The 26,730-nt window shown below is 42.3% G+C and carries 15 protein-coding genes and 3 pseudogenes; 13 read left to right on the top strand and 5 right to left on the bottom strand.

The window, feature by feature from the left end; genetic code table 11:
* A pseudogene (locus ACFE90_RS09305) lies at nt 1-349 on the bottom strand (hypothetical protein); the annotation flags it as partial.
* 313 nt (nt 350-662) lie between these two features.
* Between ACFE90_RS09305 and ACFE90_RS09300 the strand changes: the two are divergent.
* Complete coding sequence (locus ACFE90_RS09300) at nt 663-1,292, top strand: DUF4126 domain-containing protein (RefSeq protein WP_375499800.1); 630 nt, start codon at nt 663-665, stop codon at nt 1,290-1,292.
* Between the two features lie 198 nt (nt 1,293-1,490).
* On the opposite strand, the pseudogene ACFE90_RS09295 reads toward ACFE90_RS09300, so the two are convergent.
* Both ACFE90_RS09295 and ACFE90_RS09290 read right to left on the bottom strand, forming a co-directional pair.
* Nucleotides 1,491-2,354, bottom strand: a pseudogene (locus ACFE90_RS09295) (sensor histidine kinase); the annotation flags it as partial.
* A 564-nt stretch (nt 2,355-2,918) separates the two neighbouring features.
* A pseudogene (locus ACFE90_RS09290) lies at nt 2,919-3,926 on the bottom strand (PAS domain-containing sensor histidine kinase); the annotation flags it as partial.
* 553 nt (nt 3,927-4,479) lie between these two features.
* Here ACFE90_RS09290 and ACFE90_RS09285 point away from each other — a divergent pair.
* Nucleotides 4,480-5,358, top strand: a complete 879-nt coding sequence (locus tag ACFE90_RS09285; protein ID WP_375499798.1) for an N-acetylmuramoyl-L-alanine amidase — start codon at nt 4,480-4,482, stop codon at nt 5,356-5,358.
* Nucleotides 5,359-5,414: 56 nt separating this feature from the next.
* On the opposite strand, the gene ribBA is transcribed toward ACFE90_RS09285, so the two are convergent.
* Complete coding sequence (gene ribBA / locus ACFE90_RS09280) at nt 5,415-7,088, bottom strand: bifunctional 3,4-dihydroxy-2-butanone-4-phosphate synthase/GTP cyclohydrolase II (RefSeq protein ID WP_375499796.1); 1,674 nt, start codon at nt 7,086-7,088, stop codon at nt 5,415-5,417.
* Between the two features lie 346 nt (nt 7,089-7,434).
* Between ribBA and argC the strand changes: the two genes are divergently transcribed.
* Nucleotides 7,435-8,493 carry an N-acetyl-gamma-glutamyl-phosphate reductase gene (argC, locus tag ACFE90_RS09275; RefSeq protein WP_375499794.1) on the top strand — a complete coding sequence of 353 codons (1,059 nt, stop codon included), beginning with the start codon at nt 7,435-7,437 and terminating at the stop codon, nt 8,491-8,493.
* Between the two features lie 107 nt (nt 8,494-8,600).
* On the opposite strand, the gene eno is transcribed toward argC, so the two are convergent.
* Nucleotides 8,601-9,890 (bottom strand): phosphopyruvate hydratase, encoded by a 1,290-nt coding sequence (gene eno / locus ACFE90_RS09270; protein ID WP_375499792.1) that lies wholly within the window; start codon nt 9,888-9,890, stop codon nt 8,601-8,603.
* A gap of 258 nt (nt 9,891-10,148) precedes the next feature.
* Between eno and gloA the strand changes: the two genes are divergently transcribed.
* From gloA to hpsE (ACFE90_RS09220), 10 genes are all read left to right on the top strand, one after another.
* On the top strand, nt 10,149-10,583 hold the full coding sequence (gene gloA / locus ACFE90_RS09265) for a lactoylglutathione lyase (protein WP_375499790.1): 435 nt from the start codon (nt 10,149-10,151) through the stop codon (nt 10,581-10,583).
* A gap of 876 nt (nt 10,584-11,459) precedes the next feature.
* Entirely contained in the window at nt 11,460-14,129 is a 2,670-nt protein-coding gene (gene clpB / locus ACFE90_RS09260; RefSeq protein ID WP_375499788.1) for an ATP-dependent chaperone ClpB, read from the top strand.
* 171 nt (nt 14,130-14,300) lie between these two features.
* The gene (locus ACFE90_RS09255; protein WP_375499786.1) at nt 14,301-15,677 is read left to right on the top strand and encodes a glycosyltransferase; all 1,377 of its coding nucleotides are present in this window, start codon (nt 14,301-14,303) and stop codon (nt 15,675-15,677) included.
* Between the two features lie 105 nt (nt 15,678-15,782).
* On the top strand, nt 15,783-16,613 hold the full coding sequence (locus ACFE90_RS09250; RefSeq protein WP_375499784.1) for a PIG-L deacetylase family protein: 831 nt from the start codon (nt 15,783-15,785) through the stop codon (nt 16,611-16,613).
* A 796-nt stretch (nt 16,614-17,409) separates the two neighbouring features.
* Nucleotides 17,410-21,999 (top strand): hormogonium polysaccharide biosynthesis protein HpsA, encoded by a 4,590-nt coding sequence (gene hpsA / locus ACFE90_RS09245; protein WP_375499782.1) that lies wholly within the window; start codon nt 17,410-17,412, stop codon nt 21,997-21,999.
* A 30-nt stretch (nt 22,000-22,029) separates the two neighbouring features.
* Nucleotides 22,030-22,731, top strand: coding sequence for a hormogonium polysaccharide secretion pseudopilin HpsB (gene hpsB / locus ACFE90_RS09240; protein WP_375499780.1), 702 nt, complete (start codon nt 22,030-22,032; stop codon nt 22,729-22,731).
* A 67-nt stretch (nt 22,732-22,798) separates the two neighbouring features.
* Nucleotides 22,799-23,833 (top strand): hormogonium polysaccharide secretion pseudopilin HpsC, encoded by a 1,035-nt coding sequence (gene hpsC / locus ACFE90_RS09235; RefSeq protein WP_375499778.1) that lies wholly within the window; start codon nt 22,799-22,801, stop codon nt 23,831-23,833.
* A gap of 25 nt (nt 23,834-23,858) precedes the next feature.
* Complete coding sequence (locus ACFE90_RS09230) at nt 23,859-24,569, top strand: Tfp pilus assembly protein FimT/FimU (protein ID WP_375499776.1); 711 nt, start codon at nt 23,859-23,861, stop codon at nt 24,567-24,569.
* Between the two features lie 187 nt (nt 24,570-24,756).
* Nucleotides 24,757-25,716, top strand: a complete 960-nt coding sequence (gene hpsE, locus ACFE90_RS09225) for a hormogonium polysaccharide biosynthesis glycosyltransferase HpsE (RefSeq protein ID WP_375499774.1) — start codon at nt 24,757-24,759, stop codon at nt 25,714-25,716.
* 21 nt (nt 25,717-25,737) lie between these two features.
* The gene (hpsE, locus tag ACFE90_RS09220; RefSeq protein WP_375499772.1) at nt 25,738-26,730 is read left to right on the top strand and encodes a hormogonium polysaccharide biosynthesis glycosyltransferase HpsE; all 993 of its coding nucleotides are present in this window, start codon (nt 25,738-25,740) and stop codon (nt 26,728-26,730) included.

Below are 26,730 nucleotides of genomic sequence, written 5' to 3'. Positions count from 1 at the left end.
CTCCGGCATTCAGACTGCCAGTGTTGCTGATGCCAATCCCCGTACCGCCGTTGCCACTGTAAATACCTTTGCCGCCGTCGCCGCCAGTACCGTTGCCAGCGATAGTGTCTTCTCCATCCCCAGCATTGAGACTACCACCGTTGCTGATTCCAGTTGCCGTACCGCCGTCGCCATTACCGTTGTCAGCAGTACCTTTGCCGATGATAGTGTCATTTTCTGAGAGTGTACGAATAAAACCTCCAGTTAAAATATCAGTACCAATTGCCACAGATGCATTTAACTCTTCCCCAATTAAAGTATCGGAGCCTCCTGTACCGATGAAATTGGGTGGAACAGTAAGTCTAGGCATGATCAAAATCCTCTCAATTAGTTGCGTCAACTTTTAGATGAAAAAGATCCCCAGCAGCACTGGGGTGGATTAAAGAATGTCTTGACTCCAGAGGGACATTACCTGTGGCTATGCGAACACCACGCAGCAGAGTATAGTTGTTTTTTAGGCAAAACCTACGCAGTATTCACACAGGTGGGGTTTCACTGAATTCTACACATAGTCAGATGAAATATTTTCGCCAAGTTTATTATCTTGGGATCACAGCTTAGAGTTGTTACTCCGTTCAGCTCAAAGATGGAAAAAACACCAGGAGTATAACTTGAGTCTTAGTATGGATTTAAATTCTTTGTTCAATCTAAATACATTTATTGAATTATTACTGGGGATTAGTTTGAGCGCGGCGGCTGGCTTTCGAGTATTTGTACCACTGCTAGCATTGAGTGTGGCTTCAGTTTTTGGACATTTTGATTTGCCGACTAACTTTGATTGGCTGGAAACACCTCAAGCTGTAATTGTATTTGCAGTCGCTTGTTCGCTAGAAATTATCGGTTATTACATTCCTTGGTTAGATCATCTGCTGGATATTGTTGCCACACCTGCGGCATTTATCGCCGGGACAATCGTAACAGCATCTGTTGCTCCAGAGATGAATCCACTGGTGCAATGGACGTTAGCTTTAATTGCAGGTGGTGGAACCGCAGGATTAACTCAGGGATTAACGAATTTATTGCGGATAAGTTCTACTGGCGTTTCAGGTGGATTAACCAATCCAGTTGTGTCAACCATTGAGTTGGTCATCGCAATCGGACTGTCTTTGCTGGCGTTAGCTTTCCCAGTGGTAGCAGGAGTGATTGTGATTGGTTTTCTAATAATAGCTATTCAAAGAATCTGGAATTTCTTTTTGAATAAACCATCTTCTCAAATTAACGAAACCGTTTCTCCATCAAGAGAATTGGGATAAGTACTTATGGATTTTCAGAACTGCGTAGGCGTAGCCCGTCGTAGACATCGCAATTATAAAGCGATCGTGGTCGTAGGGTGTGTTAGCGAAAAAGCGTAATACACCCTTTAATACTCGTGAATGAGTCTTTTAGCTCCATTGATAAAGTCGATTTAGTAGGAGAGATAATGACTAAAAAATTTCAGAGTCTCGACCAAGCTAATTTTGAGTCTGAGTCAGAATTGGTAAGGTAATGATAAATTCAGTTCCTTTACCAAGTGTAGAATTTACAACCAGTGAACCGTTATGTTTTTCTACCACAATGGACTGAGCGATCGCCAGTCCTAAACCCGTACCTTTACCAACTCCTTTTGTAGTAAAGAAATGACCAAATATTTTTTCTTTGACTCCTTCACTTATTCCGTTGCCATTATCAGCAATTGATATTTTTACGTTCTCATCTACCACTGAGGTTGTAATTATAATCTGGTTGGGATTCTCCTTAATTTCTCTAAAACTCCGCCCAGAATTTGCTTCTTCTAATGCGTCAATAGCATTCGCCAGAATATTCATAAATACCTGATTTAATTGCCCAGAGAAACACTCGAACTCAGGTAAGTTACCATACTCAGCTATCACTTCAATGGCTGGACGTTGTTCATTTGCTTTCAGGCGATGTTTGAGAATTAAAATTGTGCTATCAATGCCTTTATGGATATTAAAAGGTACTTTATAATCTTTATCTGCACGGGAGAAAGTGCAAAGACTGGTGCTGACATTTTTCAAGCGTTCGCAGGCCATGACCATTCCATCAATCATTTTGGGCAAGTCTTCTAAGCTATAATCCAAGTCAATTTCTTCGGCGTGGTCTTTAATGTCATCACCCGGTTTGATTAAACTTTCTTGATAGAGTTTCAAGTGTTCAATAATATCAGCAATTGTGGGTTTAGCTTGTTGGAGAGTAGCAGAAATAAAGCCCAAAGGATTATTCATCTCGTGAGCAACCCCAGCAACTAAATTACCCAATGCTGACATTTTTTCTGCCTGCACGAGTTGCGTTTGGGCTTGTTGCAAATCCAGCAGTGTGCGTTCGACCTGTTCTCGGGCTTCAGTAATGGCGGCAATTTGGGGCAGACTAGTCCAACAGGCGATCGCTACTCCCGCGAAGGCAACCGTCACTAACAAAATGGTAAACAACGCGACATCTTGCCCCACACCCACTTGATCTAAACCCGCCCTCGCCCACCAGCCAATACTCACCGCACTGCACACTAAGCTAATTAAGATCATCACCTGAAATGCTAACCAATCTGTTTTGCTGGTGTGGGGTTGCTGGTGATACCGTTGCATCCACCCATCGGGATGAAACAGGGAGACGTTCAAGCGCGGTAATTGAGTGCCTGCTATGCTCACCAGTCCAGGCAGGAGCAATCCAATGGCTAAGTCCTGCCAGCCCCATGCCAATCCGCCCACTACCAAAACAATCGCTTCAATGCCAAAGAAACTCAGCGACCACCAGGGCCATCGGGCTGCTGGTCGCCGCCGACTGACCCACTCACCTAAGTGAATTGCCATCATCGAAGTCAGATAGCCGGTGCCCGTTACCATCACAACCCGTTCTACATCGCCCCACCCCAAGCAAATTAGACTCAGCCCGAGGGTAAAAATTAAGCTGGGTTCAAACACTCCCCGGCGAGACAACACGGCAAATACGGGCGGTAAGTAGCCATCTTTGGCTAACTGATACAAAATCCGGGGACAGTTAGAAACAGCGGTCGCAGAGCTAAGGAGACACCCTGACGTAATTAGAAAGGTGACAAGAGCGGGGGCGAATGCGCCCCAGAAGGGTTGGGCTGCTGCCACTAGATTGAGATAGGCGCTATCACCTAATCCGGGGGCTGTGGCTAACCGCATTAAAACCCATGATCCACCGAGATAGATGATCGGAATCAATCCAGCAGTCACCTGCAAACACCGTAGAGTAACGCTGGGTTGGAGGCTATCTGCCACAAATGAAGATGTCGTCTCGCAACCATAAACCGCATAGACGGCGATAAAGAACCATTTCATCCAATCGATCAGGGAAATGCCTGCTCCCAGATCGGGCAGCACCCCAGGGCTAGTGGGGGCAAAACTCAACCAACCAATGCCTTGGAGACAAAAGGTGAGAAGAAACCCGATCGCCGGAAATACAAAGAAAGAGTGCAAAATGCCTAGCGTGCGAGTTCCACTAAAGGCAACGATAAAGGGTAGAACTGTAAACCCGATTCTGAGTAGAGTCTCTGGACAAGTAATGCCCAGTGGAGTCAGATTCGCCTTGATTAAATCGGTCAGAATAATCGCATCCATAGGCGGAACAGAGACCCAGCCGAGCAGGTAGCCAATCGCCCCATAGCGAGCCAAGTTTGGCAATCGCTGGAGCAAGCGGGTCATATAGTTTGGGGTGCCTCCAGCAACCTCTGGGAAATATGTCCCTAACCGCTTAACTTGCAGGTTGAGCAGTATGCCAATGATGGTTCCAGGCAACCACACGCAGAGCGCCTGCGGGCCTAGTGCGGCATGCATAGCAGGAGCCGTCCCTAACCATAAAAGCAAACCGCTAAATCCAAACCCCCAGGTTTCTTGTGAAGTGAGACTTCGGCGCAGGGGAGGCATTGAATTCGGTTGCTCACTCATAATTAGCACAGAAAAATAGGGAAAATAAGGACGTAACCTCAGTCTTCCCTAAAATTCACCGATTGCTTCATCTGCAATCGCAATATTTATAAACTGTTAGTGGGTGGTAAAGGAGGTGTATGTAAAACATTTTATAGACATGCAATGCCAAGAGAGCTCTGAATCTGTCTTGGTATCATCTCTAGTTTTCGGGTTGGATATGCGAATACCACGTATTAGAGTATAAACGCTAACCATATTAGATTTGAGATTGCGATCTTGAATTGTAGAGAAACAATTCATCAACTATTCCCTAAACCAGCAGCAATAGTTTTGAAAGCATTTAAATAGCTCCCAAGACAGAGGAACCATCTAAAACAATTACTTAGGATTCCCATATATATTAATAGCGTATATTTGACTAGAATTAAGGTAATATAGCGATTATTATTTGGATACCATAAGCGGTAGGGGTTTACAGAAGTGCGCCTCTACAACTGACACGCCAGTTTAGCTATAAATTAATATCTACGGTTTTACGGGTATTAGAAAAATGAAGTTTACAGACTGGGTGACTAGGGTGCTACTAATCTGGCTGATGTTCGCCACTCTAATTGTAGTACTGCTAATTGGACGAGCAACAAAATTACATAACAATCCGACAATATCCCTTACATCCAATCCACAGGTTACAGCTTTCAGTAAATATCCCCAGGCGCAATTCCAATCAGCGAAAGAGCCAGAGAATAAATTTCAAAATGTTATCAAGTCCCCAGTCAAGACTAATAAACCTGTAGCAAGGTATGTAACCACTCAAGCTTTTGCACAGTACAGACCTAATTATCAAGTTGCTTCGGTTGACCCAAGTAACTATGGAGAAAGATACACCCAAGATGTTAACGGCGTTCTTGTCAATAACCAACCGATTATCGTCCTTCATGAAACTGGTTATTCTGCTTCCAGCGCGATTAATTTCTTTCAAGTAGCCCATAACGATGAAAGTGTACAAGCAAGTTACCACGCTTTAATCAAGTTAGACGGAACGGTGGTTTATCTAGTACCGCCAGAAAAGCGGGCTTTTGGTGCGGCTAACTCAGTATTTGAGAGTTCCGAGGGAGTGGAAACTGTGCAGACTAATCCGAATTTGCCCGCGTCTGTGAATAATTTTGCTTATCACGTCTCTTTGGAAACACCGCCAGATAGTTATGACGCTAGCAGCCAACAAACCCATAGCGGCTATACGGAGGCTCAATATAATTCTCTTGCTTGGTTAATTGCTCAAAGTCAAGTCCCAGATGATCGCATCACTACGCACCATCTAGTAGACCGTTCTGGTAAAAAAGTTGACCCGATAAATTTTGATGGTAATAAATTTCTGAGCTTACTTAATACTTATCGGCAGGTCAGACCAATATATAGAGTAAGTAAATAAAAAATGGTGCGTTACGCTTTTGCGATAACACACCCGACAAAATTTATTGAACCAAGCTATTTGCTAAAACTATAAATTTGCTGCGTCTCCAGGCGATCGCTAATCGATGAAGGCAGTGTACCATCCGAAAATGTCTGTCTATCCAGTTGGACTTGTAAATTACTCAAGGGATCGCAACCAGAAGAAATCAGAAATTCTAGTTTCTGGATGTAAGGCAAAGTTGCTAGGTTGTCTAGAATTTGGAAGATAGCCTGTATATAAGGATGACCACTTTGTTGATACCAATCGCAGCTAGCAACTTTTGCTTGATCAAAACCCAAGTGTACTGTTAAAGATGGCTCGTCAAATATAGCGATCGCTAAGGGACGCGCTTCTTCCTGCAACAATAAATCATTACTTCTCACTAAGTGTCGCAGTTTTTCTAAGCGTTCATAACGTTCCGTCACAGCTTCCGGGTCATCTTGCCAATGAATTGCTACTGTTACCAAATAAGTCTGTAACAACATGTGACCCAGCTTTTTCGCCTTTGTCGCTAGGTAATAGGAATTGTAGTCATTGGCCTCAATTAACAATGGAACGCGATCGACTACTTCCATGCCATAGCCCTTAACTCCAGCAATTTTACGGGGATTATTGGTAATCAAACGTATCTTTTTTATGCCCAAATCCATGAGCATTTGTGCCCCCATGCCGTAATCTCGCAAGTCTGCCGGAAATCCCAAACGCTCATTTGCTTCTACTGTATCCAGTCCCATATCCTGCAATGAGTAGGCTTTCAGCTTATTAATCAAGCCGATTCCTCGTCCTTCTTGGCGTAGGTATACAACTACACCTTGGCCAGCAGACTCAATCATTTTCAGTGCAGCTTGTAACTGCATCCGGCAATCGCAGCGCAAAGAACCCAAAGCGTCACCAGTTAAGCATTCTGAGTGCATCCGCACCATGACTGGCTCATCTTTGAAGTTAGCTGGATCGCCCTTGACAATTGCAACGTGTTCTGTGTTATCCAAGGTGTGGCGGTAGGCGTAAATTTCAAATTGGCCAAATTGACTAGGCAGCTTAGTAATCACCTCACGATACACGAGGCGATCGTGCTGTAGGCGATAACTGATTAAATCCGCAATACTAATGATTTTAAAATTGTGACGTTTCGCATATTCGACTAACTGCTGCAACCGCGCCATTGAACCATCGGAGTTTTGAATTTCACAAATTACTCCTGCTGGGTATAGTCCTGCTAGTCGGGCTAAGTCCACAGCCGCTTCCGTATGTCCTGCGCGTTTGAGTACGCCTCCCTCCTTAGCCCGAATCGGGAAAATATGACCAGGACGACGTAAATCGGTAGGTTTGGTGGCTGGGTTAAGAGTAACCTGAATAGTGCGGGCGCGATCTTCTGCTGAGATGCCTGTGGTTACACCCAATTCTGGACCGGCATCAATACTTACAGTGAAAGCAGTTTGGTTAGTATCTGTAATGTTGCTTACCATCAAGGGTAAGTCTAGCTCGTCTAGACGATCGCCTGTCATTGCCAAACAAATCAGCCCTCTAGCTTCCACCGCCATGAAATTAATCATGTCGGGTGTGGCAAATTGGGCGGCACAAATTAAGTCGCCTTCATTTTCTCTATTTTCATCATCTACCACTACAATGACGCGACCAGCTTTTAGGTCTGCTAAGGCGGCATCAATCGAATCAAATTTAAAAGCTTGGTTAGTATTAGGCTGTGACACAGAAAGATTTCCAGCTACCAACGTAAATTTTTTTAACAATTTCTCCTTTTAGATTGTAGCTCCTTTATAAGGCAGAGGAGTAGACTAGCAATGATTTGATAACCTAGTAAAAATTTCTGCCCCTAAAATCGGGGTTTATTAATAGAGTGCAACGACAATCAAGAATGAACAGGACAAAGGAGACAAGAGAGACAAAGAAAATATTTGACAATTTCGCCGCTTTACTCCTTCCGGCGTCGGAAAAAACTAGAGGGGTTTCAGCTGTTTTGTACACTGTGGATCTAGTCGCTGATATTGTTGATAGCTGATAACGAATTCACCATTCATGGGATAAGGATTTCAGATCATGGGCAAATTTAGACGCGTACCCGTTGGGATTGTTGGCGCGTCGGGCTATGGCGGAGTACAGTTGGTACGACTACTGATGGATCATCCAGAAGTTGAACTGGTTTATTTAGGCGATGAGAGCAGTATCGGAAAATCCTTTGGGGATCTCTACCCGCATCTAGCTCATGCAACTAACCTGCTAATAGAAGCAGTAGAACCAGAAATAATTGCTCACCGATGTGAAGTAGTTTTCCTGTCTTTACCAAATGGTCTAGCTTGCCAAATCGCGCCCAAACTGTTGGAAAAAGGATGTAAAGTACTAGATTTGAGTGCAGACTATCGGTTTAGTAATTTGACAACTTATACAAATTGGTATGGCATTGAGAGAAGTGATCGCACCATTGCAGCTACAGCAGTTTATGGATTACCAGAACTTTATCGCGATCGCATTGCCGAAGCTCAACTCGTTGGCTGTCCTGGTTCCTATCCCACCGCTAGTCTTCTTGCACTTTCGCCACTCTTAAAGCAAGGCTTAATTAGGCCAGAAACAGCTATTATCGATGCCAAATCTGGTACATCTAGCAGTGGACGGCAAGCTCAAACTAATTTATTACTAGCTGAAGCAGACAACTCTATAGCAGCTTTCAATATCGGCCGTCACCGTCATACCCCAGAAATTGAGCAAATTTGCAGTGACTTAGCTGGTCACGAACTCATGATCCAATTCACACCGCACCTTATCCCAATGGTACGCGGTATTTTGGCAACGGTATATGCCACAATGAGCGATCCCGGTCTAGTGCGAGATGATTTAATCACAATTTTCTCAGCCTTTTACCGAAACTCTCCTTGGGTGAGAGTCTGTGGTAGCGGCGTTTACCCCCAAACCAAGTGGGCAAGTGGTAGTAATCTTTGTTATATCGGTGTAGAAGTTGACCCGCGCACAGGTCGCGTGATTGTCATGTCAGCAATTGACAATTTAATTAAAGGACAGGCAGGCCAAGCGATTCAGTGTCTAAACCTGATCATGGGTTGGGATGAAACCTTAGGGTTGCCCAAGTTGGGGTTTTATCCGTAATTGGGGATTGGGGATTGGGTATTGGGGATTGGGGATTGGGAAGAGATAAAAAAGAAACTTGTTCAATATTTCTCCCTTATCTTCCTCATCCCCCTTGTCCCCAGTCTCTACTTCGGCCCCAAACCCACAGCACCAGCATAGACGGCGCGATCGCCTAGTTCATCTTCAATTCGCAGCAAGCGATTATATTTTGCTACACGTTCGCTGCGACACAGGGAACCTGTTTTAATTTGACCGGCACGGGTTGCTACGGCTAAATCAGCGATCGTTGTGTCTTCTGTTTCACCAGAACGATGGCTAATTACTGAACGGATACTGTTGCGAGTTGCCAAATCAATTGTTTCCAAAGTTTCGGTAAGAGAACCAATTTGATTGAGTTTAATCAAAATGGCATTAGCGGCTTTTTCCTGGATGCCTCTTTGCAAGCGAGTGGCGTTGGTAACAAACAAGTCATCTCCTACCAATTGCACCCGCGAACCTAACTTCTGGGTAAGCAATTGCCAACTTTGCCAATCTTCTTCGTGTAAACCATCCTCAATTGACACAATTGGGTATTGGTCAACTAGTTGTCCTAAATAATCAATAAACTCAGCCGGGGCGTGAGGTTTACCATCGTAAACATACTGACCATTCTTGTAAAACTCACTAGCCGCCACATCCAAAGCCAAAGCTACTTCTTCCCCTGGTTTATAACCAGCTTTCTTAATGGCAGCAACCAGCAATTCCAAAGCCACCTGATTAGACTCTAGGTTAGGGGCAAAACCACCTTCATCGCCCACACCAGTAAGCAAACCCTTTTCATCTAATACTTGACTGAGGGTAGCAAACACCTCTGCACCCCAGCGCAACGCTTCCCGGAAGGAAGTTGCGCCAATTGGGACAATCATAAACTCTTGAAAATCCACGTTATTTGATGCGTGTGCGCCACCGTTAATCACATTCATCAACGGCACTGGTAGCAAATTCGCTAAAGGCCCACCCAAATAGCGATATAAAGGAATTACTAAAGATTCAGCACTAGCTTTAGCAGCTGCTAAGGAAACCCCCAAAATCGCATTAGCCCCCAAATTTTTTTTGTTCGCAGAACCATCTATAGCGATCATTGTCCGGTCTAGCAGTTCTTGGTTGAGGACATCCAAGCCTAACAATTTTGGCGCAAGTGCTTCCTTGACGTTTTGTACTGCTTTGAGTACGCCTTTGCCCCCATAACGGCTTTTATCGCCATCACGCAGTTCGTGAGCCTCAAAAGTGCCAGTAGACGCACCACTGGGAACCTGCGCCAGTCCTACAACACCGTTGGCTAAATGTACTTCGGCTTCAATTGTCGGTCTACCGCGTGAATCAAGAATTTCACGGGCTGCGATCGCAACAATTGCAGTATCTAGAAATTTACTCATCTGTACTTTATCCTTTGTTCGAGTGTCTTACGCATACAGTCCATCTGCCTAACCCAATCGCTAGCATAGGCGTTTAAGAGACTTTATTGGCTGAGATTAAAGAAGATTTTCATTATATGGATAGGGATCAACGCCAAAAACGTGTAAGAGAATGTTTATCCTGTCTTTTTCCTTCATCGCATTTCTACCTTCAGACTTTGAGCTAGGTAAAATATTGGCAGAGAATAACACTAAATCAATTACAGAGAAAAGGTCAATATGCGATTACTACATACAATGCTGCGGGTGGGCAACCTTGAAGAATCCTTAAAGTTCTACTGTGAACTTCTAGGAATGAAATTACTGCGCCGAAAAGATTATCCAGGGGGAGAATTTACCCTGGCTTTTGTTGGCTATGGCGACGAAAGCGACAACTCAGTCATAGAATTAACCTACAACTGGGGGGTAGAAAAGTACGAATTGGGTAATGCTTATGGTCACATTGCCCTTGGCGTTGATGATATTTACGCTACGTGTGAGGAAATCCGCAATCAGGGCGGTAAAATCGTGCGCGAACCAGGCCCGATGAAACATGGTTCGACAGTAATTGCTTTTGTGGAAGATCCAGATGGGTATAAAATTGAACTGATCCAACTGGGAACTCAAGGGTCAGCAGTCAAACAGGAATCACAAGAGCAACTTGTGAGTCAGTAATTCTTATAATTAAGAATATAAGCTAATAAGCTCGGGTTAAGGCTTGCTCCTCCCTCACCTCCTTAAAAAGGCTATTACCAACGTCTTTGTGACAGTTAAGATAAGATGTTGCATTGGCCGACATCTTGCCCATAACTTAAGTTGTGCGGCTCAGAGCTACTGTCCACTTAGGTGGACTGAAATTTTCCCTAACACGCAGAGTTTAGCCATCGACATCGCTTAAAATTTTATATTTAGCCCTTTTGAAAGGACTTTAGCTATCAGCCTGGGAATAAATTCCCAGACGGGTTAACAACGAAGCGGAAGATTTATTTGATGTTAGTAATGATAAGCCTCAAAAAGGAGCGAATTAAGCCACCCAGTAAAACCCTATCAAAGGCAATAAAGTTGTAAAAAAATCCACACCGATGTCTTGAAAAGTTGAGCTACATACAGGGAGATTGATTCTTGCAGCATACTGGCATCTTATCCGGGTAAACCCAGACGCGCGAGACTTTTCACTTTTTGCCTCCCGTTTTTAGGCGGGTTAGGGGAACTTCTCTGCGTAAATCCTATTAGTATTACGCCCATACTGTGTGTTGATGAAGAACACTAACAGCGACGCCGAATAGCCCGTCGTAGACATCGCTCTAATAGCACCGTTTGGAAAAGTCCGTTCAGAACAGTGTTTTCGTTTTAAATTAGGAAATAGGTAATGGATTAAACTATCGCCAATTACCAATCCAAAATTGCCACTGGAGATACACGCGGACGCTGAGAATGTTTGGATAATTAGGGACTAGGGAAGAGTTTTCCAATACCCAGTCTCCAATCTCCAATCCCCAACACGCAATCCCCAATCCCTAAACTAAAAATCAAAATTCCAAAATTATAAAGATGCAACCTACAGATCCAAATAAATTTACTGATAAAGCCTGGGAAGCGATTGTTAAATCTCAGGATATAGTCCGTGCTTATCAACAACAGCAACTAGATGTTGAACATTTAATTATCGCCCTGTTAGAAGAACCCACTAGTCTAGCAATACGTATCCTGGCTCGATCTGAGGTCGATCCAATCCGCTTCCAACAGCAGTTAGAAGCCTTTACCCAACGTCAGCCGAAAGTTGGTAAAAGTGATCAACTCTACCTTAGCCGGAGTTTAGATGTTTTACTAGACCGAGCCGAGGAAGCTAGAGCCAGGATGAAAGATTCCTACATTTCGGTGGAACACATACTTTTGGCCTTAGCTGAAGACGATCGCGTTGGACGAAAGATACTCAAAGGCTTTGGTGCGGATGCAGCTAAACTAGAAGCTGCTATCAAAACCATTCGCGGTAGCCAAAAGGTAACAGATCAAAGCCCAGAATCGCGTTATGAAGCCTTACAAAAATTTGGCAGAGATTTGACAGAACAGGCAAAATCTGGAAAACTCGATCCAGTGATTGGGCGGGATGACGAAATTCGACGGGTAATTCAAGTCTTGTCTCGTCGTAGCAAAAATAACCCTGTATTGATTGGTGAACCTGGGGTAGGTAAAACTGCGATCGCAGAAGCTTTAGCGCAGCGAATGGTAAACGGTGACGTTCCCGAATCTTTGAAAAATCGCCAGCTTATCTCTTTAGATATGGGTAGTTTGATTGCTGGGGCAAAATACCGAGGTGAATTTGAAGACCGTCTAAAATCTGTTCTACGGGAAGTTACGGAATCTAATGGTCAAATTGTCCTGTTTATTGACGAATTGCATACCGTAGTCGGCACAGGTTCCAATCAACAAGGAGCAATGGATGCCGGAAATTTGCTCAAACCAATGCTGGCGCGGGGAGAACTGCGTTGTATTGGCGCTACTACCCTCGACGAATTCCGCAAACACATTGAGAAAGACGCTGCCCTAGAACGCCGCTTTCAGCAAGTATTTGTCGATCAGCCAACTGTGGAAAATACTATTTCCATTCTCCGGGGATTGAAAGAACGTTATGAAGTGCATCACAACGTCAAAATTTCTGATTCGGCGTTGGTAGCAGCAGCAACACTGTCAGCACGTTATATTAGCGATCGCTTCTTACCAGATAAAGCTATTGATTTGGTGGATGAAGCAGCAGCACAGTTGAAAATGGAAATTACCTCCAAACCAGCAGAATTGGAAACCATTGATCGCCGCCTCATGCAGTTAGAAATGGAAAAGCTGTCATTAGCTGGCGAAGAAAAGGGTATCCCCCAAACGAGAGAACGTTTGGAGCGCATTGAGCAAGAAATCGCCGATTTAACCCAAAAGCAGCAAATATTTAATGAGCAATGGCAAGGCGAAAAGCAGATATTGGAGGCGATAAGCGCCTTAAAGAAAGAAGAAGATGCGCTGCGAGTGCAAATTGAACAGGCGGAACGTGCTTATGACCTAAATAAAGCTGCCCAACTGAAGTATGGCAAATTGGAGGGAGTGCAGCACGAGCGCGAAGCCAAAGAAGCGAGCCTTTTAGAAATTCAAAACCAAGGTTCCACGTTGCTGCGAGAACAAGTCACCGAAGCCGATATTGCCGAAATCGTCGCCAAATGGACAGGAATTCCCGTCAATCGCCTATTGGAATCAGAACGGCAAAAATTGCTGCAACTAGAAAGTCATTTACATCAACGAGTCATTGGGCAAGAAGAGGCTGTAGAAGCGGTAGCAGCCGCAATTCGTCGCGCCCGTGCGGGGATGAAAGATCCCTCTCGTCCCATTGGTTCATTTTTGTTCATGGGTCCTACAGGCGTGGGTAAAACCGAACTCGCCCGTGCTTTAGCTCAGTTTCTCTTTGATTCTGATGATGCATTAGTGCGCTTAGATATGTCTGAGTATATGGAAAAACACTCAGTTTCTCGGTTAGTAGGAGCGCCTCCAGGATACGTAGGCTATGAAGAAGGCGGTCAGCTTTCCGAGGCGGTTCGTCGCCGTCCTTACTCAGTGGTGCTATTGGATGAAGTCGAAAAGGCGCACCCCGATGTGTTCAATATTTTATTGCAGGTGTTAGATGATGGGAGAATTACTGACTCTCAGGGAAGGACGGTAGATTTTCGTAACAGCGTTATTGTGATGACCAGTAACATTGGTAGCGAACATATCTTGGATGTATCTGGTGATGATTCCAAGTATGAAATGATGCGGAAGCGGGTAATGGATGCTTTGCGATCGCATTTCCGCCCGGAATTTCTCAACCGCGTCGATGACATTATTCTCTTCCATACCTTAAATCGCACGGAAATGCGGCAGATCATCCGTATTCAACTCAAACGGGTAGAAAATCTCCTGCGCGAGCAAAAAATCTTCTTTGAGATATCCCAATCTGCCTGTGATTACCTTGTCGAATCAGGCTACGACCCAGTTTACGGTGCCCGTCCACTCAAACGGGCAATTCAGCGAGAAGTAGAAAACCCCCTTGCCACCAAGTTATTGGAAAATACTTTTATCTCTGGAGACACGATTATCATTGATAAAAATGAAAACGGTCTATCTTTTAGCAAAAAAGTGCTGGTAAAAGTATCAATGCCGCAAACTACTGTCAAGCTGGTTGAGTCAGCACCAGAATCGTAAAAGCTAATACACCCTCGAGAAGATACAGATAAAACTAGATCACCCTATTTTCTTATTCGTTAGGTGAGAAGGGGTGATCTAATTTGTATTGGAGTACAGATATTACTGGGTAATTCACAATACAGCGAATAAAATAGCAAGAGCAGATTTCCTGTCCTGGAGATTCCTATTATGAAAGTAATCCAAGCTCTTGCTCGTTATTTTCCAGATAAATGTGGTGGTATTCAAGTAAACCTCAACGATTTACTGCCAGAATTGCGATCGCTCTTAGCGTTGGCGGAGCCTACGCATGATATTGACATCCTGATAGCAGCAGCTAGTAACGGTTCCCCAAAAGAAGAGACTTATAAATATAACGACGTAGAAGTTTATCGATATCCTGTATTTCCTGCGCCCAAAACAGAACCGAATCATGGACAATTCCCGCATGGGAAATTTGAATATTTCGCTAATTGGTTAACCAACCAAAAAGCAGACATATATCATCAGCACCATTGGGAAGTATATTGTGGGTTGCCTCATTTGCAATTAGCTAAAGAATTAGGTATGGCAACAGTGTTAACAGTACACTATGCTATACCCGTTTGCCAGCGAATTACTTTGATGTTCAATGGACAGAAAGTTTGCGATGGCAAAATTGATGTGGTGCGGTGTTCTCAGTGTGCTGATACTTTGAGCAAAAAGCTACCTGCTGCAACGGTCAAAAGTTTGAGCCATTTGCCCTTGGATCTCCTCAGTCGCCTACCAATGCCTGTGAGTGCATATCTTCCAGCTTCAGTAGACGATGGCAATCTGGGAAGGTTTGTACGTCCTTTTGTCGTACCTGGCTATGTTGCTGCACGCCAAAAAAGTTTGCTCAAAATGGCAAAATATGCTGACCGCATTGTGACAGTGTGTGATTGGCTTTATAAAGCTCTACTCATCAACGGCATACCTGAAGAAAAACTCATTCTCTCTCGACATGGAATTTCTTATACTGCACAAAAAAAATTACCACAGACAAAACAGCAATCAGACCCTTTAAAAGTAGTTTTTTTAGGACGCTGGGATATATATAAGGGTATCGAGATTTTAGTACAGGCAGTTAAAGATTTACCGCCTCTTGTCAAGATTGAGTTGGTCATTTATGGAATAACACAGGATGAACGATATCGCCAAAAAATCTTTAATTTGATAGCAAACGATCCTCGGATTCGTGTGAATAAACAACTAACTAGAGTTGAACTTCCCCAAACTCTAGCTAACTATGACTTACTGGCTGTACCTTCCCAATGCCTGGAAACTGGGCCTTTGGTTGTATTAGAAGCCCACTCCCTATCTGTACCTGTTATCGGCTCTAACTTGGGGGGTATTGCTGAACTTGTTAAGCATGGCATTGATGGTTGGTTAGTGACTGCTAACGATACTAAGGCTTGGACTCAAGCTTTTGAGCTATTAGCAACAGATACTAATTTACTTAATAAATTACGCCAAGGTATTAAACCTGTTCGTACAGTAAATATGCAGGCAGCAGATTTAGCAGCCATATATAAAAACCTACAACGGTAGTTTCTCTTTCTGGGTAGATAAATCCGAATAAAATATAACTCACGAGTCAATATTGTAGAGATGAATGAAACCGAGATTCAGAGATGGGCTATAGGATTGAAAAGAATGCTGAACATCAAACATTTTCTTGATCGAGTACAAAATAAAATATGGCGACTATACAATCATAAATTGCCTGAATTTCTAAGTAGCGTGCAGTTTCTTTGGCTATTGCATATTGGTAGTAAGCAAATGTTTGTTAATCAGAAATCTGCGATGATAATTGCACCGCACCAGGATGATGAAGTTTTGGGGTGTGGTGGTTTAATTAGACTCAAGCGAGAACAGAATGTGCCAGTCCAGATTGTTTTTGTCACAGATGGAGCAGCAAGTCATGGCAAACATCCCAAGTTTCAATCTGGTGAAATAGTTCCAATTCGTAAGCAGGAAGCGCTTTGTGCTTTAAGCATCTTAGGCATAGACAAGAGCCAAATTTACTTTCTTGACAAACCAGATAGTCAGCTTCAATATCTAGATGCAAGCAAGCGCCAACAAACAATTGAACAACTTGCTCAACTCCTGAAATCCTTCCAGCCTGGGGAGGTTTATGTGACTCACCGACAAGACCGTATTAAAGACCACGAAGTAACTTATGAATTACTGCTAGCGGCGATTCAATACTCAGAAATTGAGGTTGATATTTTCCAGTACCCTATTTGGATTCTCTGGAAATCTTTACTCTTCCGTGACCTGAAACTAGGTGAATTAGCATCAGCTCACCGTATATCTATTCATTCTGTTCAAAGTAAGAAGATGGAGGCGCTTGAAGCCTACCGCTCCCAGTGCCTACCTATTGATGCTGAAACTTCTGCTGTACTAAAGCCTGGTTTCCTACGGCGATTTCTCGTACCGTATGAAATTTTTTTCAAGCCAACTTCTATGTTGTCAGATCAATAGTCTAATAGATAATTTGTACAAACGATAGTGTAATTCAGCTATTGACTATTAAACTTAATTACTGCGTATTTGCTTGAAATTAAGAATATTTGCTCTGCCGCTTCCCCATTACAGGGAGATTTAAAATTTTTTTATATTATTTTGCCCATAACTGATATTTTTACTTTAACAAATGGGTACTATAACTTTAGTATGCTGACCACATGTTCATAAAGCTACCTTTGAATGAAATAGGTTTTTACAAAGTTAATTTTAAATCATACTATTTCTCTATGAAAGAGAGCTTAATTAGCCTGTAAATACAGGTTTTATTTCTGTGACATCAGTCTTCTGTAAAAGGATAAATTTTTATCGATGAAGGCAGGAGGCAAGAGGAAAACTGCCCGACACTCTCTACGAGACGCTGCGCTATCTGTTTCCTGCCGCAAGCAGACCGATGTTGGGTTTAAGACCCCCAGTGAATTTTCTTTCAGTGGCTTCAATTCAGGAGGGGTCGAATCTTATAAGTGAATTGCTCCTCCTACCTCCTACCTCTTTCAATTCATAAACAGGCATAAATTAAATAATTTTTAAAAGTTCAGTATTTTTCGGTATGAACCCAAAAATGAACCCATGATATAAATCGTATAAATCATATTTGTTAATTTGCCAATGCATTTTTAACAATGTTCAAACAAGGTTGATTTTCATAAAAATCATAACTATCACTTTTAATTCAATTTTACATATAGGCTGAGTTACCTATAAAATCAATATCCTCAAATTTGTAAAAAAAACATTTGGCAGGGAAGCTTCTATGTCTATAAGACGCAAGTTGTTCAAGGCAGGAATATTTTGTTTAAGAAAACTTAGTACTCAGTTTTTATCTACAATAAAAAAGCAAATTGTTTGGCTAATAAAAGCTATTTTTACCACCAATAGAAGACGTGGTACGGCAAATGCCGGGTTTGTATTGCCAACGGTAGCAATGGTATCTTTAGTTGTTGTACTATTAACAATTGCAATTTTATTCCGATCTTTTGAGCGTTCCAAAAATGCTAGTAATGTTCGAGTAAATGAGGCTGCACTTAATGCTGCAACTCCGGCAATTGATCGATCTAGAGCTAAATTAAACAAGCTATTTCAAGATGGACGGCTACCACGAGCTACGCCAACAGACGATGCGTTGTACTCTACTTTGACAACTAATATAGACGAATATACCTTTGGCGATGAAACTCAACTGAAGCTAATTAAAGATTCAGCAGAACTAAAAACAGCGTGGCTGTACCCTGTCGATACCGATAATAACGGCAAATTTGATAGTTATACCCTCTACGGAATTTACTTTAAAAATCCTCCAATAAGTAGTGGTGCATATACCCGTGCAAGAAACTCCTTAGAGGCGAGAACTCCACCAATGACGGCTGGTGGTGTAAGTGGAGATTGTGGAGATACTTTAGGCACAAGTGCCACCTTAGTAGGTAATACTGGCTGGTTTAATATCGGTGGCAAACTGAAAAAAAGTTTTTTTGCTTACACCGCAACTGTTCCTATTACTGGTACACCTGCTGATACTAATAATTATGAGCCATATAAAGGCAATAAAGGCTTCTCTGCCCTAGAGTATCAACAAGACCGCGTGCAACTTCCTGTGGTTAACAATGCAGTTATTTATGAGGATGATATCAACCTCACTCCAGGTCCTGCCTTCAAACTGAATGGGCGGATTTTTACCAATAGTAACTTCTTGACTGGGGGAGGATCAGGAATTACGCTATATCAAGTTAGTAGTAAAGCATCATGTTTCTATGAAGCCGATAACGCCAAAATACTTATTGGTGGTAATACCGCCGCTGGTGGATTCACAGATGATAGTGATCAAAGTCCCAGTACCAAAGTACATTTATTTCAGGGAACAAGCACCAATCCAACTGAGAGTAATTTTCAAAAATCAGTTACCGAAAGTCCGAGGAACATTGCTTATAACAGCCTAGCTTATGTGCAGCGTATCAATCGCTTAGTTTCTGCACAGATGACTAATGATGCTAGTACTGACCCGACAGAGGTTAGCAACGGTATTAACCAGGAATACCAGAAGCGTAGCTTAACAGCAGCAGATTTCACCGCAGCTGAACAAGCTCAGTTCCGCAAACAACAGCTAGAGCTTTACTTTAAAAAGCGCACCCGTCGCGTACCTTTTACAGAGGTTCCTTTTAATAGTGAATTGAGTGTTGTTTTAGGCACTTACGAAACGACCACCAGTCCACTAAATGGTAGTGGCGATACGCTACGTCCCCCAGATCTTTGGATTTATCCAACCGACCCCAGCGATGGTAAAACGACAGGCAGTAACTATACTCAGCTGACACTGAATACAGCAAGTGGTGGCACAAAGCTTTTACCTGATGCAACTGAACCAACTACTCTACAAAAAGACCCAGACGGTAAAGAAGCATTTTTAGGCGATCGCATTTCAGTTGGTAATAATTTACCTCAACTTTGGTGGAATGGAACAAGCTTTGTTGGGCCAAATCCACAAGACACTCAAAATATTACAGGTATTACATGGAACAACACTGGAGGAGGCGATCGCACTCGTCGCACTCGCGTAGAGCAACTGGCTGATTTGGGAGCTACAAACAGAGATGGAGACTGGGAATTAGCAGCAGCTAAAGTCCCAACAAATCCACAAGATCCTGTCGGTGGCTTGCGGGTAGTTACTAGTGGTGGAATTTATTTACCTAGCCGTTATACTACTATAGGCCGTGTGGCTGATGTTGCTAACAGTATCACTGCTGATGCAGACTTTTCTACAGCCGCTAGTGTTACCACAAATATCTGGTCAGACATGATGCCAGTTGCCTCACCGAATGCTGCAACTAATACTAGTATTAAAGATAATACTATTGTATTAGCAAACGGCTCAAGCTCACTAAAATCAGGTATTACGACTACCGTAAGAGGTTCTAAGACTGATCAACAACTACTAGACGAATACACGCCCTACCTGCGGATGCGGGCAACAGCAGTTTATCACTACAACATTGCAAGTTACAATTCGCAGACTCCAGCACCTATTGCTTGTGTTAGTAGCTACTATGATCCCACTAAAAGTACCAGTGCTATAAATAAAGAGGGTTTACCTAATGCCTCCCCTATTGGCTCTGACCCTAGTACAAATGTTACTGCTGCCAACGCCGGAAATTCCAACAACGGTGTAGTTTACAATTTACCGGCTGATTTCACTACGAGTGAAACAACTTATGCAAACATCCTAAATTACCAAAAAGACTTGAAGTATCCCAATGGGCGTTGGGTAAATGAGCCATTGAAGAATGCTTTGGCAAAAGGTGCGGCTGACCGTACTATCTCACAAAGGTCTGCTGTTGAATCTGCACTTTGTGCCATACAAATTTTAGACGGCACTATTAGCGTTCAGGGTACTCCCGCCATTCCTCACGGTGCAATCATGGAAACTGCCTTTCTCGACCCCAGGCAAGTTAAGGCAATTCATGCTGATGAGTCAACATCTGGTGTAGAAACATTCACTAATGCAGATGGTTATACATTACCTAATGGAACAATTATTAAAGCAAGTGTAGCAAATGCTGCTGACTACAATCTTGCCTTTGCAGCTCGTCAACCCCTAGAAATTCGAGCCACAGTATTAGATATTGACAAGCTGCGAGGAAAAACTATTAGTGGTGGTGTAGCTACAACAACAGAATACTTATTACCAAATAGCGGCATTATCTATGCTACCCGTGATGATGCGCTTTTAGATGCGAGTGCAACGGGAGTAAACCAAACGACAGTAAGTCCTGTTGACTATATACTTGACCCAACTCGCCGTCCTAACGCCATTATGTTGGTCAATGGTGGAAAAATCTGGCGGACAAACTCTTATAGAGACACAGAAAAAGGGCTAATTTTGGCTTCTAATCTGCCTGTATATGTTAAGGGTGACTTTAATCTTCACACCCAACAAGAGTTCATAACTGCATTACAAGATGATTGGGACAACTTCTATACTCGCACCGATCTCAACATTAACTTTGCCTGTCGTTCGGGTGATCCAAGGCTACAAAATTGTGCTACTGGGGATGAATGGCGACCTGCAAGTGTCATAGCAGATGCTGTAACCCTACTTTCTAATAGCTTCCTGTTGGGTTTCCGCAATCAGGGAGACTATGACTTGAACAATAACTTGGGGGATACTACTTCCATAACCAATTTTAAAAATAATGGCTTTTTGACCAACGCCTACGTTACCAATGCTAATTGGTATAACAGCAGCGGTATACCAAATATCTTTAGTTCTTACCTTAATAACTTTGTCACACCAATTCAGCGACGGGGAAATTTCAACGAGTACTTAATGGAAGTTTGTCCGAAACTACCTGTTTCAGCGTGTACAGCACCTACAGACTGGAAAGTGAAGCTATCCCCAAATGGAACCTCGTGGGATATTAATGGTGATGGAACTAATGTTAGTATTCTAGGTCAATCGGCTTCAGGTTTAGAAACGACTGCTACTACAGTAAATCCAAAGTATCCCCGTCGAGTTGCGTTTAAACGTGATACCAGTGGCAACTTGGTCATTGATAGCGCTGATACTAATACTCCTAAGCGTCCTATACCCCTGGGAATTGATGATTCAAGTGGTAATGTAGCAGAGTTTCCCTACTCAGTGAGTTCCTTCCCGCGAAAATCCTCGACTGCTCTATGGTTCGAGACAAATGATTCAAACAATTCAGCCGACAAATCTTTAAGCATAGCGAGTAGCGCCCCTACTCTGCAAGCTCAACCGCGCTTGTCACAAGTCTTACAAATCAATGTACCTTTTGGGAGTCCTGGCTCACCTGACAGCAGCAGAAGGATAGGCCCTGGCAGTGGTCAAACCCCGAATCACTACAATTGGCTACAATTAGCCACTTCAACCACCTTCAACTTAGCCGCAGCAGCTGGAGATACACCTGCACGCTCCAATGAAGATAATGGTGGTTTACACAACTTCGTGAGGTTTATAGAGAACTGGAACTCAGACGATAGTACGGCAAATGCTACGCCGGCAAGGATTAGCGGCTCTTTTATCCAGTTTAAACGCAGTGCTTTTGCTACTGGGCCATTTACGACAACTTTAAGCGGAGCATATCCAATCGTTGGTAATAGCGGTCAAGCACCTTTCTATATAGCTCCTAAACGGCAGTGGGGTTATGATGTAGCGTTGCTTTCTCAGTCGCCTGACTTGTTTGCTCAAAAATTGGTGAGAACTCCAGATGATTTGCCTGATGAGTACTTCCGGGAAGTTGGTCGAGATGACTCCTGGGTGGCAACTTTATTGTGTGCTAAAAAAACCGACGACACTTATGCAATCGACGCAGATCAACGTCGTTGCAACTAATAATCAAATCTTAGAAGTGAGTGATTCGCAATGATTAAGCACAAACTACAGCAACCAATCCGTTCTTGTAATGAGTCTGGTTTTACGATTATTGAGTCGCTGGTAGCATTACTCGTAGTTGCTATTTTACTAACAGCGATCGCACCAGTAATAGTCCTGGCAACAGCAACCCGTGTTCAGTCTCGACGGGTGGAACTCGCAACTCAAGCGGCAAAAACATTCATTGATGGCATCAGAACTGGAGCTATTACACCGCCAAGTACAGTCATTACACTTGCTGCTCCTACATCAGCTGCGCCCAGACGCGTTTCAGATGTAGCGGGTACACCACCTGTAACAGGTACCCCAGGTGACTATTTAATTAATACTACAAATATGCTCGTTCCTACAGATGCAACTACTTTATATTGCTTTAAGAACGGTAGCATTTCTAATCCAGACTGTAGTAGCAATACTGGCAATTCATTTTATATCCAGGCTAGTCGAATTATTGTTCAAAGTGCTGGGGTGAACGATGGCTATCGTCTGGGAATTAGGGTTTATCGAGCAGATGCTGACTTTCCCTTAACAGCCAGCGATGATACTAAAAAAACGCAAACACCTTTCACTGGTGGATTAGGTAGCCGCAAAGCACCATTAATTGAAATGACAACCGATATTGGCAACAGTACAACTTCATTTCAGGCTTTATGTAAACGGCTAGGTATTGCAACAAATCAAACTTGCCAATAAAAAACTGGGCAAATTCACATTATGAGATTGATCGCTGTGCATCTATTAGCAAAGAGAATACCGGAGTATGATAAGGACACTAAAATTTCTGCTCAGTAACCAGTTGAAACGCTCCAAATGCATCCAGCAAGTTGATGGTTTTACGCTAATTGAATTGTTGGTAGCCATGATCCTGGCATTCCTGATCATCACACCGTTACTCGGCTTCATGATCAATATTCTGAACACAGATCGGCAGGAGCAAGCCAAGGCAAATTCTGAGCAAGAAATTCAAGCTGCACTAGATTACATTGCTCGTGATTTACAACAGGCAATCTATATTTATGATGCTACTGGAATTGGTTGTCTAACCGGTACTGCTGATACTACTACTTGCCCAAATGCAAGTACAACTGGTAATCAACTACCTAGTCCAAGTGCAACAGATAGAGTTCCTGTACTTGTCTTTTGGAAACGAGAATTAGTTAGTCAAGCAATTACAATTACAGGTACTCAAAAAGATGATACTTTTGTTTACTCATTAGTTGCCTACTATTTAATTAAAGACACTAGTTCTACTTGGTCTAAAGCTGCTCGTATCGCCCGATGGCAAATTAGGGATGGTATAGCAGATCCTAGTAGTACACAAACTTGTGGGAAGTATCTAGTCGGTCAGTGTCCTAGTGAAGGTTTTGCTTTATTTAAGCTTGATGGAATAGGCACAATAACACAAAAGATGAATTCTTGGACAAAAGCTACAGCAAGTTACACTGCCGATACCACGGTACTTGTTGACTTTATTGATCAAACCAAAACTGACGATGTATCAAAAAATATAGCAGCAACGTGCCCTGCTAATTCTACTACACCCAGTGTTGTTACATGGTCAAAAGTACCACCAAACACAACTACTTTGAATACTCGTGATACGTATAAAATGACTGGCTTTTATGCCTGTGTTGATCGAGTTAACACAACAGCACAAGTCTTTATCCGAGGCAATGCACTTGCTCGTATCGAAACCGACGCAAATAGACTTAAAAATGATAGTGATAGCAAAAAAACCTATTTTCCAACTGCAAGTGTACGAGTACAAGGACGCGGATATTTGTATACCAAGTAGATGCTGAAGTTCAAAGGATTACTTAATGGCAGCCATTATGGAAAAGTTAAGTTTGAAGTTATTTAACCCAAACAGTAGAAATGAAATCAGTAAACAGCGATGTCTAATTAACAGAGTGGGTTATACCTTTAGATACCACCAACAGGATGCTGGCTTTAGCTTAATAGAAGTGGTTGTAGTGGTACTAATGATCGGAATTTTAGCTGCGATCGCAGTTCCTAGTTGGTTTGCCTTTGTAAATAGACAGAAAGTGAATAAGGCTAACGATGCCGTTTTAGCCGCACTGCAAGAAGGACAGCGTGAAGCTAAAAACAAAAAACTTAACTACAGTGTCAGTTTTCAGAAAAATCCCACAACCCAAAATGTAGACGTTGCCATTTATCGTACCGATGCTGCAAGCTCCACATGGCCATGGAAACCTTTAGGGGCGGATGTAGGCGTTAGCTCTGATAAATTTTTGCTAGGTACAAATCTTAGTGGCGAAAACACTGCTGCTTCATCTGTATCTTACACTTTAAGTGCGTCAACAAAAATTACCTTTGACTATATGGGGACTTTACCTAATGCAAACTTTGGAACACCTATAGCCCCTTTGACAGAGCCACCTGGGTTAAAAATAGTGGTAGCTGTACCAAGCTCTGCAAACTCTACATCGGCTAGTAACGTAAAGCGATGCGTCATTGTGAAAACTCTCTTAGGCTCAATGCTCACAGAAAAAGACGATAAATGCAGCTAAGTAATTTATGTAGTAATCTTTATTTAAAGATACGTGATAGCACTGTATATAAAACGGCACATTGATCGCAAAATTAAAACATCAGGTGCAGTTTTAATGTTTGATAGATTTATTTAATAGTCGCTAATAAATTAGCCATTGGGTGAACATATAAAAAGCGTCCTAATCCAAATATTCTTTTTGTCAAATGACTGAAAACTTTGACTTTACTGTAGCTATCCCAACTTATAACGGTGAAAGTCGTTTGCCTGAACTACTAGAACGGCTACAAAACCAACTTAACACCGAAAATTTATCTTGGGAAATTATAGTTGTAGACAACAACAGCACTGATAACACAGCTAAAGTTGTTCAAACCTATCAACAAAATTGGCGGTGTCCTTACCCTTTAAAGTATTGCTTTGAAGCACTACAGGGAGCAGCTTATGCCCGAAAAAGGGCAGTTGCAGAAGCTAAAGGTAAATTCATAGGTTTTTTAGATGATGACAACTACCCAGTATTAAATTGGGTATCCGCAGCTTATACTTTTGGTGAAAAGTATCCCAAGGCGGGAGCTTATGGCAGCCAGATTCATCCTGACTGGGAAATAGAACCACCAGAAAACTTTCAGCGCATTGCTCCATTCTTGGCAATTACAGAGCGAGGTAATTTACCGCTATTATATGAAGCAGCTAAAAAATTACTGCCCCCATCTGCCGGACTTGTTGTCCGTAAACAAGCCTGGTTAGAAAGTGTACCAGATAAGTCTATTTTAACTGGTAGAGTTAAAGGCAATATGCTTACCAGTGAAGATTTAGAAATGTTGTCTTATATCCAAAAATCAGGATGGGAGATTTGGTATAACCCTGAAATGGAAGTTTTTCATAAAATACCAAGCTTCCGGTTGCAAAAAGACTATTTAATTCCATTTTTTCGAGGTATTGGACTTAGCCGTTATGTAACTAGAATGATAAATATAAAAAATATTTATAGACCAGTTGCTCTTTTAACTTATATGATAAATGACCTGCGTAAAATAATTTTACACTTACTCAAATATCGAACTAAGCTAAAGCAAGATTTGGTACTTGCTTGCGAAATGGAACTTTTTTTAAGTAGTTTCATTAGCCCTTTTTACCTTTGGAAAAATGGATATTTTAAAAAATAAATTATCAAAAAATCAGATATTATGACTGAATTAACAGTTGAAACTTTAGACATTAGCGTAGCCATTCCTGCATATAATGGAGCAACTCGCTTACCTAAAATTTTAGATAAAGTATTAAGCCAGATAGGAATAGAACAACTTAGCTGGGAAATTATTATTGTAGATAACAATAGTTCTGATAACACATCTGAAATCATCCAGAAATACCAAAAAATATATAATGGAAACTGTCATTTAAGATATTTTTTAGAAACCGAACAGGGAGCAGCTTTTGCACGATTGCGGGCAGTACGTGAAGCCAGAGGGAAGCTAATCGCATTTTTAGATGATGACAACTTACCTGCACCTGATTGGTTATCAGAAGCATATAGCTTTGGATTGGAGCATCCTCAAGCAGGTGCTTGGAGTGGGCAAATTCATGGTGATTTTGAAGTCAAGCCGCCAGAAAATTTTGAAAGAATTCAAGCTTTTTTAGCTATTAGAGAACATGGCTCAAATCCATATTTATTTGATGCAGACAATTTAAGGCTTCCACCTGGCGCAGCGCTTGTTATCAGGAAAAAAGCATGGCTTGACAATGTACCACAACGACCTAATTTAAGTGGTAAGTTGCCTGGTATTTTGGTGCAGGGTGATGACTATGAACCATTACTTTATATACATTATGCAGGTTGGCAAATTTGGTATAACCCTACCATGCATACTTATCATCAAATACCACATTGGCGACTTGAGCAAGATTACCTCCTAACTTTGGCACGCGGCTGTGGGTTGTGTATTTTCCAGCTACGCTTAATAAATACTAAAAATTGGCAAAAACCGATAGTCTTTATAAAAACTGTCTTAGGAAATTTCCGCCGAGTATTACAACATCTCATTCAGTATAGAGGCCAATTTAAAAATAATCTAATTCTAATTTTTGAGATGGAGTTTTATTTGGCTAGCATGATGAGTCCTTTTTACTACTTTAAATGTAATTTAGGCAGATTATTAAAAAATAAAATGGCGTTATAG

The sequence above is a fragment of the uncultured Nostoc sp. genome (assembly GCF_964245445.1).
Taxonomy (GTDB): domain Bacteria; phylum Cyanobacteriota; class Cyanobacteriia; order Cyanobacteriales; family Nostocaceae; genus Nostoc.
This window is presented reverse-complemented; position numbering and strand designations above follow the sequence as displayed.

Coding starts and splice junctions, on each gene's coding strand:
- ACFE90_RS09300 (WP_375499800.1), top strand. CDS start 663: ATGGATTTAAATTCTTTGTTCAATCTAAATACATTTATTGAATTATTA.
- ACFE90_RS09285 (WP_375499798.1), top strand. CDS start 4,480: ATGAAGTTTACAGACTGGGTGACTAGGGTGCTACTAATCTGGCTGATG.
- argC (WP_375499794.1), top strand. CDS start 7,435: ATGGGCAAATTTAGACGCGTACCCGTTGGGATTGTTGGCGCGTCGGGC.
- eno (WP_375499792.1), bottom strand. CDS start 9,890: ATGAGTAAATTTCTAGATACTGCAATTGTTGCGATCGCAGCCCGTGAA.
- gloA (WP_375499790.1), top strand. CDS start 10,149: ATGCGATTACTACATACAATGCTGCGGGTGGGCAACCTTGAAGAATCC.
- clpB (WP_375499788.1), top strand. CDS start 11,460: ATGCAACCTACAGATCCAAATAAATTTACTGATAAAGCCTGGGAAGCG.
- ACFE90_RS09255 (WP_375499786.1), top strand. CDS start 14,301: ATGAAAGTAATCCAAGCTCTTGCTCGTTATTTTCCAGATAAATGTGGT.
- ACFE90_RS09250 (WP_375499784.1), top strand. CDS start 15,783: ATGCTGAACATCAAACATTTTCTTGATCGAGTACAAAATAAAATATGG.
- hpsA (WP_375499782.1), top strand. CDS start 17,410: ATGTCTATAAGACGCAAGTTGTTCAAGGCAGGAATATTTTGTTTAAGA.
- hpsB (WP_375499780.1), top strand. CDS start 22,030: ATGATTAAGCACAAACTACAGCAACCAATCCGTTCTTGTAATGAGTCT.
- hpsC (WP_375499778.1), top strand. CDS start 22,799: ATGATAAGGACACTAAAATTTCTGCTCAGTAACCAGTTGAAACGCTCC.
- ACFE90_RS09230 (WP_375499776.1), top strand. CDS start 23,859: ATGGCAGCCATTATGGAAAAGTTAAGTTTGAAGTTATTTAACCCAAAC.
- hpsE (WP_375499774.1), top strand. CDS start 24,757: ATGACTGAAAACTTTGACTTTACTGTAGCTATCCCAACTTATAACGGT.
- hpsE (WP_375499772.1), top strand. CDS start 25,738: ATGACTGAATTAACAGTTGAAACTTTAGACATTAGCGTAGCCATTCCT.